Origin of the sequence: Pirellulimonas nuda (genome assembly GCF_007750855.1) — a bacterium.
Lineage (GTDB): Bacteria > Planctomycetota > Planctomycetia > Pirellulales > Lacipirellulaceae > Pirellulimonas > Pirellulimonas nuda.
On record NZ_CP036291.1, the window covers coordinates 3,961,884 to 3,974,399 of the forward strand.

The window sequence follows — 12,516 nt, forward strand, 5'->3', positions numbered from 1 at the left end:
CCGTAGAGATGCCAAGTGCAACCGCGCCAGATCCTGGGGGGACGGGTCCGTGTCCCCCTGGGATGGCGCCGCGGCCGCTAGGGCAGCGTCCGCCTCCGGTGCTTGCACGCGGCTACTTGCGGCGGCGTGCCTCGCGTCGATCCGCCTGCACCTTCGCGAGCAACGTCGTTCCCTCGAGCTCCGACTGATCTGCCAATTCCGTCAGCAGCTCTGCGTAGCCCTCGCCGCCGATGAGCCGCGCCGCGGCAAGCGCCTGCACCCGCAGCCCTAGGTCGACGTACGCATCTGATGCTACGTCGGCAACCGCGCTGGCCAGCAGTTCGCGCGTCTCAGGCGCGACATCGGCCGCGGGCTCGCTTGAGGGGCGGCCATCGGCGTCAATGGCCGCTAAGCCCAGCGGCGATTGCCGCACCCCGCTAAAGAACCGTCTCAGCGCTACCAGCGCGGCCTCAGCAATCTCTTTGTTGCGGGAACGGGCCAACATGGCGAGGGGCGGCAAGAGCGTGCTGTCGGCAGAGAGCCCGACCGCCTCGGCGGCGCTGGCCACCAGCGGGTCGCGATCGTCCGCCAGGATTTTGCGCAGCTCGCCGCGTGCGTCGGCATCGCCGACCGCCGCCAAGCCGGTCAGCGCAGCGGCCCGCCAACGCCGGTCGGGGCGCGTCGCGAGGATCTCTGAGAGGTCACGTGTGGTGCGTGGGTCGTCGAGCGCCACGAGCACGAGCGTCGCCGCGGCGGTGTGGTCTTGGTCGGAGAGGTGCTCGGCGGCCAGCGCGTAGCCATCGTCCACGCCGTGCCGGGCAAGCAGCCTGGCGATGCGGAGCTTGAAGGGCAGGTAGGATTCCGACTTGAGCAGCGGCCGCATTGCGTCTGCCGACGACGGCGAGTCGACCAACTCGAGCGCCGTCAGCGCCTCCCCCTTCAGCCGGAAGTCGGCGCCGCGTAGCCACCCGACCAGCAGCGGCGCCGCACGCTTCTCGCCCAGCACCCCGAGAGCCCGCGCGATTGCGCCTCGTTCGGCGGCGGACAGGCTTGGCTGCTCAGCGGCCGCCATTAGGAGTGTGCTCATCTGCTTGCTCTGCATCCCGCCCAACGCGTCAACCTCTGCCTCGATGGATTGGCCCGCGGCCAGCGAACGCTCAAGCCGCTCCAGCCAAACCCGCTCCGCCAGCGGCAGGTCGCCCATCGTCTCCCTGAGCGCAGGCCGCGGCATCAGCCGAATCGCGGCCTGGGCATAGGCCGCCTCGCCGGCCGGGGCGAGGTCGAGCGGCAAGGCCGCGGTCGCGTCCATCACGGGGGTCAGGCCGAGGGAGTGACGCAGGGCAGCCCCCGATCGCGAGAGCGCCGTGGCGGCCGCCTGCCGCTCGGCCTGTGTCGCGGCGTCGGTAAGCTGATCGATCAAGTACGCGCGGACGCCATCCGCTTCAACCGTCGTGCCGGGCAACCGGCCCAGCGCATCGATCGATGCGGTTCGGATCGTTGTGCGGGCTTCGTCGGAGCGGAGCACCGCGTACAGCGCGTCGGCAACACCGCCTGGCGGCTGCGGATTGTCGGGCGAGGGCCCGACCGTCAGCATCTTGGCGAGGAGATCCAGCGCCGCCCCGCGGACAGCCGATTGCGGGCTCTCGACCAGCCGCGCCAGCGCTTCGTAGACGCGGCCGTCACTGGCGCACCAGTCGGCCCGCAAAGACAGGCTGGTGAGCAACGCAACCGTGGCGACGCCGTCCGTCTTCGCCAACCGGTCGATCAGCAGCCTGGCGCGCTCGCTCCGCGACCGGGAGTCCGCTACTTGAATGAGCGTCTCCACGACGCCGACCAGCGGGTCGTCCGCGCCGGACAACAGCGGCACGCGCTGGGCGAACGTTGTGGCGCCCGGCGTCGCCGAGACGCATCCGTACGAGGCGATCCCCCCGCCCAGGTCGAATCCACGCTGCTGAGAGAGGATCAACATGCGCAGCTCTCCTTCCTTCAGCGGCGGCGCGGCCGAGGCGTCTTCGGCCGGCAGGCCCAGGTCCGACGCGGTCATCGACAACGCCTCGCGCTGAAAGAGCCCCTTGAGCACCCGCACCGGCTGAAAGCGGTACTCGCGCAGCGCGATGTCGGTCTTGGCGCCCTCGACCACCGTAACGCTGCTGACCCGCGTCACGCGGGCTGCCATCACGAGGTGCGCCTGCCCAATCCCCGGCTCGAGGCTCCACCCCTGAAAGTCAGAGGAGGCGTCGTGGCCCGCCGCGGCGCCGAGACTTCCGAGAGTCAACAACGCAAGGCAAGCAGCAAGCGTGTGCAAGCGAAGAGAACGGCTCATGGCCAGCGCCTGGGTTCCGGTTTTAGGATGGACAGCAGTACAAGGGAATCGCTGCGCCGTAAGGGTCCGCGGCGGGCGACTTGGCGGCGGCGGCTTCCAGGTGCGACCCAGAAGCAGCACTCTGCCCCAGGCCCCCGGCGAACGCGGACGCCAACACCAGCGTCACACACCCACATGTGAGCAAACGCCCCAGGCGACGCGTCATACGCGGCTGTACGCCTCGGTCGGCGATCATCGCGATCCTGCTCCTGAGCAACCGCGCACCGTCACGCTCGCACGGCCGTCCGAACGAAACGCCGAAAGACGAGGGCAGCGGCGGGTTCCCCGACATCCAGTCGACGACCGACAGCAACGCCCGCGCGTACGACTTTCGAGAAACGCCCGTCCGCTCGAGCGCCAGCGCATCGCAGCACGCTTCGGCGGCCGCAGAGGCTTGGCGACGCGCGAACCACACCGCCGGGTTCCACCAGAACAGCGTCGCTACGGCCGTCGTGGCGAGCGCCACCCAGTGGTCTCGCCGGACGTAGTGGCCCAGCTCGTGCGCCAGGATGCCCCGCAGCGCTTCGTCGTCGATCGTGTCGATCAGCGGCCGCGGCAAGACGATCACCGGCCGGCCAGGCTCGGCCCACAGCATCGGCGGCAGCGACGCGTCGACCAGTCGCAGCCCCACCTCGGTCTGCAATCGAAATCGTCGCGACGCCTCCTGAAGCAGCCGGGCCGCTCGCGCCGGCGCCTCCTGGTCACTCCGCAGCAGGCGCCGAACACGCACGAACCGCCGAGCGATGCCGAACCAGAGCACGCACGTCATCAGCAGGCTAGCTCCAAGCAGCACGAGGAGTGTCCCCTCTCCCATCGACCCAAAGGGGCCGTTCGATGGAGCCGCGCTGCCGACGGGCGGGGGCGCACTATACGCTGTCCCAACAGGGTAGCAACCGCAGCGCGCCGCGGCGGCGTACTGCGCCTCGCCGTACTGCGCTGCATCAGGCGGCGCGGCCGTGTTGTCCCCAGCAAACCAATCCGCACGCCAAATCCCCGGCGGCGCCGCCAGCAGCAGCAATACCAGCAGCCACAACGTGTGGGAGGCCGCGGGCCGACGGCCGAGCCACGGCGTGCGACCAAGTAGCCAAACCGCCCCACCCGCCGCGGCCGCCACGGCTTGTTGGACGGCGAAGTCGTTGAGTGTGCCGGGCATCGGCTTGACCCCCTCGTCGCGGATGTTCTCTAGTCGCGGATGTTCTCGATAAGCTTCTCGATCGCCGCCCGATCCTTCTTGGTCAGCGTCGCTTGCTCAACAAGCGATAACAGCAAGGGCGTCAGCGATCCGCCGAAATGGCTGTGGGCCATCTGCTTGAGCCGGCTGCCGACGTACTGGCGACGGGTGAAGGCGGCGTGGAAGCGGTGCGCGAACGCCGATTTGTCGACCCTCACGTACCCCTTCTCAATCAGCCGATCGAGGAAGCTCTTCACCCCGGCGTGCAGAGAGTGCTCGTGCCGGCCGTACACCGCCAGCACCACCTCGCGGATCGTCTCGCCCGCGTCCCGCTCCCACAGCACCTCCATGACCGCCAGCTCGGCGCCGGTCAGGTCGTCGTTGGGGACGCTCTCGGGCTTCATCGTGGCGGCCGTCTACGGGGGGATCAATCGACTCTCGGGGCACATCAGGCAATCTGCATGAGATTGTAAGGCATCTCGCATGAGAGTCAAGCGACGCACGCCAGAATCGCACGCCCGCGGGAGTCGCTTCCGGGCGTCTCCGCCCGATACTAAGATTGAGGCCCCGCGCACCATCGTGCGACGGCGCAGGCGAACCCCGGCGGAGGGAACAAGGTGGCGAAGAAGACGCCCAAGAAGCAGGTGAAAGCGGCCAAGAAAGCGTCCCTAGTCCCGGCCGACGCGTCCGCGCAAGAAGCCGCGCCGAAACTGCTGTCCGGGGGCAACCCACAGATCGCCAAGGGGTACGGCGATGCTCCGGTGCAGGCCTACCTGGCGGCCATGCCGGGTTGGAAGCAGCGGGTCGGGCGCCGGCTCGACGCGCTCGTCGTGCGCGTTGTCCCCGAAGTAAACAAGGCAGTGAAGTGGAACACCCCCCTCTACGGTGTTGAGGGCCAGGGCTGGTTCCTCGCTTTTCACTGCATCACGAAGTACGTGAAAGTTAGCTTCTTCCGCGGGGCGTCGCTGTGTCCGGTCCCTCCCGTGGCGTCTAAGATGAAGGACGTACGATATTTTCATGTCCACGAAGACGACGAGATCGACGAAACGCAGCTCGCCGATTGGATCAAGCAAGCCAGCAAGCTCCCCGGCGAAACGATGTGACGGCGGCGACACGATCGCGGCGCACTCGATCGCCCGGTCGAGTTTCCGTAGCAGACGAAAGAAGCCATGGCAGAGCAAACCCCTTCGCAATTGATCGACGCAAGAATCAAAGCGCTAGACGATTGGCGGGGCGAGACGCTCGCCCGGGTCCGCAAGCTCATCAAGCGGGCCGATCCCGAGGTGGCCGAAACGGTCAAGTGGCGGAAGCCGTCGAACGGGATGCTCGGGGTCCCGGTGTGGGAGCACGCCGGCATCCTCTGCACCGGAGAGGCGTACAAGAGCTTTGTGAAGCTGACCTTCGCCAAGGGCGCGTCGCTCGCGGACCCGTCGCGCCTGTTTAACGCCAGCCTCGAGGGGAACGCCCGGCGCGCCATCGACCTGCGAGAGGGGGACGCGATCGCAGAGAAGCCGTTCACGGCGCTCATCCGCGCCGCCGTAGCGCTCAACACGGCGGCGCCCGCCGCCCCCCGGCCCGCTCGCGCCGCAAAGAAACCCAAGAACGCCTAAGGGTTGAGGCGAAGTGTCCCCTAGCCGGCAACGTCGCTTGGCGCGCTCCTGAAAGGAACGAGGTACCAGTTCTTCGCCAGCACGAGCCCCTTCCGGACGTCGTCGGTGAGCAGCATCGCACACGGGATGAGGAACAGCGAGACGATCGTGCCGAACATGACCCCGAACGCCAACGACACGGCCATCGGGATCAAGAACTGGGCCTGCAGCGAGTCGTCGAAGAGGAGCGGCATCAGCCCAACAAACGTGGTGATTGACGTCAGCATGATCGGGCGGAACCGCCTGGCCCCCGCTTCGAGCGCCGCTTGGCGTAGCCCGGACCCGGCCTTGCGCTGGCGGTTCACGTAGTCGACCATCACCAGCGTGTCGTTCACCGACACGCCGGCCAGCGCCAACAGACCGAACACCGACAGGTACGACGGAGTGATGTCAAGAAGCATGTGCCCCAGCAGTGCGCCCATGGTCGCGAAGGGGACCGCCAGCAGCACAAAGAACGGCTGGAACACCGAATTGAGCGCAATCGAGAGCAGCGCGAACAAGGCAAACCCCAACGCGACCGCGCCGAGGATAAACTGCTGTTTGGTTTGTTCGGCCTCCGCGACGTACCCGACGTACTGGAAGGTGAGGCCGTGCGGGATGCACAGCTCATCGATCTTAGGGGTAATCTCTCGGGCGATCCCCAGGAGGTCGACCTTCTGGTCGACGGGCTGGGCGCCGCACCGCAGGACCTCCGCGCCGTTCTTCCGCTGCACGGATGAAGGGGCCTTGGTGAACGCGATGCTAGCGACGGTCGACAGCGGGACGTCCGCGCCCCGGGGAGTGCGGATCCGCATGCGGTCGAGCGTGTGCAGCGACTCGCGTTGGTCTCGCGGCAGGCGGACCATGACGCGGATGTCGTCCACCCCACGCTGGAGGCGCTGCGCCTCTTCGCCGAAGAACGCCTGGCGGATGTGTTGGGCCAGCAATTGCTGCGTAAGGCCCAGCTCGGCCGCCAGCGGCTTGAGCGTGATCTCGAGCTCGTCCTGACCGTAGTTGACGTTGGCCCAGGTCGAGCTCAACTGTTCGTACCCTTGCAGCAATACTCGGATGTCGCGGGCCACCTCGGCCTTCTCGGGCGACATCGGCCCGCGCAGCTCGATGTTCAGGTTCTGGTTGTCGACGTCTCGGTCGTTGCGGATGCTCGAATCGGACTTCACGCGGAACTCGGACGCCTCGGGGATAGGGCCGACCAGCTCGGTCCAGCGGGTCACCAGCTCGCCGTAGCTGGCGCCGGGGACGGTGCGCTCCGAGGGGGGCAGCACCTCGAACGACATGGCGCCCCGCGACTTGTCGAAGCCGCGGTGGATGCGGGCGGCGCCGGTGATCTTGGAGTAGTCCCGCACGAGCGACTCGCCCGTCCCGGGATCGACGTACTCTTTGCGCATCTGCAACAGCGCATCCTCGATCTGGTCCATGTACCTGGCCGTCACCGCCAGGGGCGTGTCGTCCGGCATGTCGAGCTCTGTCGAGATCCGCCCGCGATCGACCGACGGGAAGGCGATAAACTCCATCCGCCCGCTCAGGCAGTAGCCCACCATCAGCAGCGCGCACGCGATGAACATCGCGCACACCGTGGCGCGGTAGCGCACCGCCAGGTTGAGCACGGGCTGGTAGCCGTGCTCGATCAGGTACTCCAATCCCTCGGCGATACCGGTCTGAACCCGCGTAATGATGTTGTCTCTCGGCACGGGGCGGAGGTGCTTTAGGTGCGCCGGCAGAATGAGTTTCGACTCGATCAGCGAGAACAGCAGCACCGGCCCCACGATGGGGGGCACCTGCCGAGAATAGTCGCCCCAAGTGCCGTCGAAGAACATCAACGGGATGAACGCCACGATGGTGGTCAGCGCGCCGAAAGTAACCGGCGTCGCGACTTCTTGCGTCCCCTCGATCGCGGCGTCCAGGGGCGTCATGCCGGCCTTCATCTTCAGGTAGACGTTCTCGCCAGTCACAATCGCGTCGTCGACGACGATGCCAACGACAATGATGAACCCGAACAGGCTCATGACGTTGGCGGTCACGCCAAACCACGGCATCAACAGGACCCCCCCGGCGAAGCCGACCGGGATCCCCATCACGATCCAGAACGCCAGCGCCGGCCGGAGGAACAACCCCAGCAACAGCATCACCAGCACGCTCCCCTGCAGCAGCGAACCGACCAGCGTATTCAGGCGATCGCGTATGGAGATCGATTCGTCGTCCCAGATGTACAGGTTGATCCCCTGCGGGAACCGCGAACGCATCGAGCCGACGTACTCGCGGACGCGGTCGGAGATCTCGATCGCGCTCTCCTTGCCGGTCCGCATCACCTCAACGAATAGCGCGGGCTGGCCGTTGAACTCGACGAGCTTCTCCCCCTCCTCGAACCCGTCGACGATCGTGGCCACCTCGCCCAGCAAGACATCGGAGCCGTTGGCGGCGCGGATCGGCAGGTCGCCGAACTCCCGGGCCGAGTACGCCTGGCCGCGTGTGCGGACGATGAAGGTCCCGCTGGCGCTGTCGATGGCGCCGGCCGGCAGGTCGATGGAGAACTGGCGGACCGCCTGGGCGAGGTCCTCGAAATTGAGCCCGAAAGAAAGCAGCTTCTTGGTGTCCGCTTCGATCGCGATCTCGTACCGGCTGTCCCCCTGCACCTGCGCCCGGCTCACCCCGCGCAGGGCGAGCACGTCTTCCTGCACCCTGCGGGCGACCTCGCGCAACTGGTGCGGATTGATGTCTCCGGTCACCGCGATGCTCAGCACCTCCCAGAAGTTCGACGACTCGGGGATGAAGATCCGCGGGCTCTCGGTCTCGTCGGGGAAGGTCGTGATCGTGTCGATCCGCGCGCTGACGTCGTCCATCAGCTCCCGCAGGTCGGCGCCCGATTCGGCGTCGATAAAGAAACGGGCCTGGCCGCGAGAGCCCTCCGAGTTGAGCTGCTTGATGCCCTCGACCCCCTCGAGCGCTTCCTCGATAGGGATCAAGATGGCGCGCTCGACGTCCTTGGCCGTGCCCCCGCGGTAGTCCATCTCAACGACCACGGTTTCGAAGCTGCGCTCCGGCGACACCTCCAACGGGATCTGGAACAGGGCCGTGTACACGCCGGCGACCAAGATCGACAGCATCAAGAAGTTCGCGGCGATGCCGTTGATGGTAAACCAGCGAATCATGGCGGCCCGTTAGTTCGCTGCGCTCTCGGAGTCGACCTTTGCCGTGTCGGCGATCGCCTCCGAGGAAGTGGGGCCTTCAATAATCTCAACCGGCGTCCCCTCGGGGGTGTACACCAACGGGGTCGTAGCCAGCCACACGTCGCTGGGGACGCTCGCGCGGTCGACAATCACGTGCTGGGCGTCGGACCAGATCGCGTGGACGGTGGTCGGCAGCAGCGTTTGGTCCGACCGGCGCACCAGCACGATCTGGTCGAGCTGACGCACAGCGGCGCGCGGCAGCGCGACGACGTCGCGGAGCACCACCCCGGTGATCGATGCGGTCACCGGCTGTCCGATGCGCAGCGGCGGGTCGCCCGACTCGCGTCCGAAGGGGTCGTCGATGCGGGCGATAGCGAACAGGTCGCGCGAGTCCGGATCGAGCACCCCTTCGGTGCGGACGATCTTGGCCCGCCACTGCCGATCCGACGCCTGGCTGATGCCGTCGCGTAGCATGACCTCAACGGGGGGATCGTCGGAAAACTCGGGCAGCACCAAGAACTCGCGCTGCCTCGCTGAGACCGGCAGGCGGACTTCCGCAAAATCGACCGCGAAGATCTCGCCGAGCGGGTTGTTGGTGTCGGCCATCTGGCCCAGGCCGATGCCCTTCGACTGGACCCGCCCGTCGAAGGGCGCCAGCACGCGGGTGCGCTCTAGGTTGAGCTGGGCCAGATCGAGATCGGTCTGGGCCATCTTAACACCGGCTTCGGCCTGCTCGCGGGTGGCCGACGCGGCGTCGACCTCCGCGCGGGACACGGCGTTCGAGCTGACCAGCCTGAGCTTGCGGTCCTCCACCAGCTTGGCGAGCCTCAAGGCGGACCTGGCGCTCTCGAGCCGGGACTTGGCCAATGCTTCCGCGGTGCGGTAGTCGCGTGCGTCGATCTCCAGCAGCACGTCGTCTTTGGAGAAATAGGCGCCCACCTCGAACGCGGGGCTTACTTTCACCACGACTCCGCGGACCTGGGAGGTCAGCGTCACGCGGTTGTGGGCCTGCACCACGGCGTTGGTTTCGACCACGATCGGGTAGTCGATCGGCTCCACCCCCACCACGCGGGTCCGCAGCGTCCGGGTCTCCTTGGCCTGCGGCGGCGGTTGCTCGATCTTCTGCGACAGCTCCGAGAAGCCCCACCAGCCGGCTGCAAGGATGGCGATCGGCAGCAACGCGCGCAACAACAGCGACGCCACGTTCCGAGGCGTGTCGACCGGTGATTCCATACGCGCCGTCGGCTTCGCGATGTTAAGAACGTCCAAATAGACGAAGGGAGACTTACAAGGTTTCTATCCTAACTAATATTGGAACCCCGGGCTTCCCGCCAAGGGGCCGAATTGCAGGCCACGGCCCCCAGAATATCTTCCCAGCACGCCGCCGGCCGCCCCAGTCTCTAGATCCCCGCAGCGGAAGCCCGCAGGCCGACTTTGACGGGTGTACCGGTAGTATCAGCCGGCGCCGGGGCCTAAACGGGGCGAATGGCAACCGACGCCAACCGGGATCTGCCGCTGATGCCGAATAAAACGATGTTTCCGGTGGCGCCGCGCGCCCTCCGGCGACCGCCCTGGCCTCTGTGTTCAGCCCCCTGCGTCCATGTCTTTCCAGAATCCCCTATCGGACCGGCTGGGCGCAGGCCCGTGGCGACGAGGCGTGTGCGGCGTCTGCCTCGCGATCGCGCTGGCGGCGGCGGGCTGTACGGGGCCCCGCGAGTGGATCGCCAACGGCTTCAAGGTCGGACCGAACTACTGCCCCCCCGGCGTGGCGGTGTCCGAGAACTGGATCGACGCCGACGACAAACGGATCCTCGACCAGCCGGCCGACCTCGTTGCCTGGTGGGCCCAGTTCGAAGACCCGGTGCTCAACGAGCTCGTCGCAACCGCCTACGATCAGAACCTCACGCTCCGTGAGGCCGGTGCGCGGATCCTCGAAGCGCGGATGCTGCGCCAAGTGGCCGTCGGCAACCTGTTCCCGCAGACGCAAACAATGTCCGGGGAGTACTCCCGCAACAAGTCGCCCGGCGACGGCCCGGGGACTTACTTTAGCAACTGGAACGGGTCGTTCGCGTTCGCGTGGGAGCTCGATTTCTGGGGTCGCTACCGACGCGCGGTCGCGGTGGCGGACGCAGACCTGGACGCCTCGGTGTTCGACTACGGCGACGTGGTCGTCACGCTGATCGCCGATGTCGCCGCGACGTACGTCGACATCCGCACTCAGCAGACCCAGCTAGCGCTGGTGCGGGAGAACGTAGCGAATCAGCGCGAAACCTACGAGCTTACCGAGAGGCGGTTCCTCGCCGGCGACGCGAACGATGTCGACGTGCAGCAGGCCAAGTCGAGCCTCGCGCAGACCGAGTCGCTGGTGCCGCAACTCGAGATCAGCGTGCGGCTCTCGCAGAACCAACTTTGCCTGCTGCTCGGCATGCCTATCGAGGATATCTTGCCCCTGCTGGGTGAGGGAGAGATCCCCGAGGTTTCCACGGAAATCGCCGTCGGCATCCCGGCGGTGGTTCTGCTGCGTCGCCCCGACGTTCGGCGTGCCGAACGCAACCTGGCGGCCCAGAGCGAGCTGATTGGCATCGCCGCCTCCGAGCTCTACCCGCACATCAGCATTACAGGGAACGCCGGAGTTACCGCGGCGCGACTGGGCGACCTCTTCACCCCCGAGGCCTCGTTCGCTTCGATCGGTCCATCGTTCCGTTGGAACATCCTCAACTACGGACGCATCACCGGCAATATCGGGGTGCAAGAAGCGCGGTTCCAGCAGTTGTTGGCCAGCTACCGGCAAACCGTGCTGGTGGCGAACTTCGAGGCGGAAAACGCCATCAAGCAGTTCCTCGGGTTGCAGGAGGTGCTGAAGTTCCGCCTGCAAGCCGCTGAGGCCGCCGACCGGACCAACGAGCTGATCAACAACTTGCTGGAAGAAGGAGACGCGGACATCAACCGTGTGTTCACCGTGCAGAACTTCAAGACCCAGCAGGAAGTGGCGGCGGCGCTGGCTAAGGGGCAGGTGGCGCAGAGCACCATCTCCATCTACCGCGCGTTGGGCGGCGGCTGGCCCTCGCCCTACCTGGGCCAGGCCGATATCGGCCCGGTTCGCCCGGCGGAGACGCCGGAGACCGTAGAAGCCCCCGCTGAAGAGCTGCCCTCCCCCGAAGCCCCACTCGCGCAGCCCGACGCCCTCTCTGCGCTAGATTGATACAGCGTCTCGCTTGAAACGAACGCCGGTGCTTCTTGCGTGGCGTCGGCCCGCGGGCGTCCAATCGCCCCGCTCGTGGACCCGGCCGAGTCTAGCCTCGCGCCACCGACCGCGACGCTAAGGGTTGGCTTCAGCAGCGCGGTGAACGCCACCGACCCGTCTTCACTGATGACGGGATTTGCAGAGTCAGCGAACAACGCGCCGTCCGCAGCGCTCACTTCCCGGGCCCTCCGTTCTTTCAGTCTCCCTCGATTCAAACCCGACGCCGGATCACGAACGCCGCCGCCAGACTAGCGAGCACGAGCGACGCCGGCTCCGGCACGGCCACCAAACGCCGCTGGGTGCTGTAGGCGACTACGGTGTTGGTTCCGGCGAGATACGCCGGCAGCAGTGAGTCCTGCCCTTCGTAGGGGTCCGCGGTGTAGACGGTGCCGACCGACGGGGGTAGTCCGTCAAACGAGGCCTTGAAGAAGAACGAGTCTCGCACCTCGAGAGAGACTCCTAGGTCAAGCAGATTCACCCCGTAGTTGGGCACGACGAACGTCGCATCCGCAGAGACGATGCTCGCCGGATCACCGCTGGCGAAGCCGGGGTGCGACGGGTCTTGAACCACGTTCTCAAGCGTGAGGGTCATCGGAGAGAACCCATTGGGCGCTCCCGTGAGCAGTTGGAAGTGGCCCAGCATTGGATGCACCCCGGTCCCGGAGAAATAGCCATCCACCATCTGGATCGTACTGCCCACCTGGGCCAAACGCGTGAAGATGCTGGGGCCCATCGCGGTGACGTCGTCGGCCAGAACGGCGAAGTCGTTGGGGTTGAAGGCGGAGTTCGCGGGGAGAATGACGTCCTGGATCGGGAACATCGGCAGCGAGGTCGTACCGGCCACAACCGGATCGGCGTACACCGCCGCCGTCGCGGTCGAAAGGGTCACCCAAATGATCAGCAGTCTGGCGGAGCGCAAAGACATTGTTCAAACCTCACAAGTCATT

9 protein-coding genes are annotated in these 12,516 nt (G+C 66.7%); 3 read left to right on the forward strand and 6 right to left on the reverse strand.

Going from position 1 to position 12,516, the window contains the following annotated elements; genetic code table 11:
• Window positions 1-112: 112 nt before the first annotated feature.
• The 3 genes from Pla175_RS15405 to Pla175_RS15415 are packed head-to-tail and all read right to left on the reverse strand — an operon-like array spanning window position 113 to window position 3,916.
• Complete coding sequence (locus Pla175_RS15405; RefSeq protein WP_145286822.1) at window positions 113-2,302, reverse strand: HEAT repeat domain-containing protein; 2,190 nt, start codon at window positions 2,300-2,302, stop codon at window positions 113-115.
• A 22-nt stretch (window positions 2,303-2,324) separates the two neighbouring features.
• Window positions 2,325-3,494 carry a M56 family metallopeptidase gene (locus tag Pla175_RS15410; protein WP_145286825.1) on the reverse strand — a complete coding sequence of 390 codons (1,170 nt, stop codon included), beginning with the start codon at window positions 3,492-3,494 and terminating at the stop codon, window positions 2,325-2,327.
• 29 nt (window positions 3,495-3,523) lie between these two features.
• Complete coding sequence (locus Pla175_RS15415; protein ID WP_145286828.1) at window positions 3,524-3,916, reverse strand: BlaI/MecI/CopY family transcriptional regulator; 393 nt, start codon at window positions 3,914-3,916, stop codon at window positions 3,524-3,526.
• A 213-nt stretch (window positions 3,917-4,129) separates the two neighbouring features.
• On the opposite strand from Pla175_RS15415, the gene Pla175_RS15420 reads away from it, so the two are divergent.
• Window positions 4,130-4,615 (forward strand): DUF1801 domain-containing protein, encoded by a 486-nt coding sequence (locus Pla175_RS15420; RefSeq protein WP_231953918.1) that lies wholly within the window; start codon window positions 4,130-4,132, stop codon window positions 4,613-4,615.
• A gap of 66 nt (window positions 4,616-4,681) precedes the next feature.
• Window positions 4,682-5,122 (forward strand): DUF1801 domain-containing protein, encoded by a 441-nt coding sequence (locus Pla175_RS15425; protein WP_145286831.1) that lies wholly within the window; start codon window positions 4,682-4,684, stop codon window positions 5,120-5,122.
• A gap of 20 nt (window positions 5,123-5,142) precedes the next feature.
• On the opposite strand, the gene Pla175_RS15430 is transcribed toward Pla175_RS15425, so the two are convergent.
• Window positions 5,143-8,307, reverse strand: coding sequence for an efflux RND transporter permease subunit (locus Pla175_RS15430; RefSeq protein ID WP_145286834.1), 3,165 nt, complete (start codon window positions 8,305-8,307; stop codon window positions 5,143-5,145).
• Window positions 8,308-8,316: 9 nt separating this feature from the next.
• Window positions 8,317-9,558, reverse strand: coding sequence for an efflux RND transporter periplasmic adaptor subunit (locus Pla175_RS15435; protein WP_145286837.1), 1,242 nt, complete (start codon window positions 9,556-9,558; stop codon window positions 8,317-8,319).
• Window positions 9,559-9,925: 367 nt separating this feature from the next.
• On the opposite strand from Pla175_RS15435, the gene Pla175_RS15440 reads away from it, so the two are divergent.
• Window positions 9,926-11,527: an efflux transporter outer membrane subunit gene (locus tag Pla175_RS15440; protein ID WP_145286840.1), complete on the forward strand. Its 1,602-nt coding sequence runs from the start codon at window positions 9,926-9,928 to the stop codon at window positions 11,525-11,527.
• Between the two features lie 253 nt (window positions 11,528-11,780).
• Here Pla175_RS15440 and Pla175_RS15445 read toward each other — a convergent pair whose 3' ends face one another.
• Entirely contained in the window at window positions 11,781-12,494 is a 714-nt protein-coding gene (locus Pla175_RS15445) for a PEP-CTERM sorting domain-containing protein (protein WP_145286843.1), read from the reverse strand.
• Window positions 12,495-12,516 lie beyond the last annotated feature (22 nt).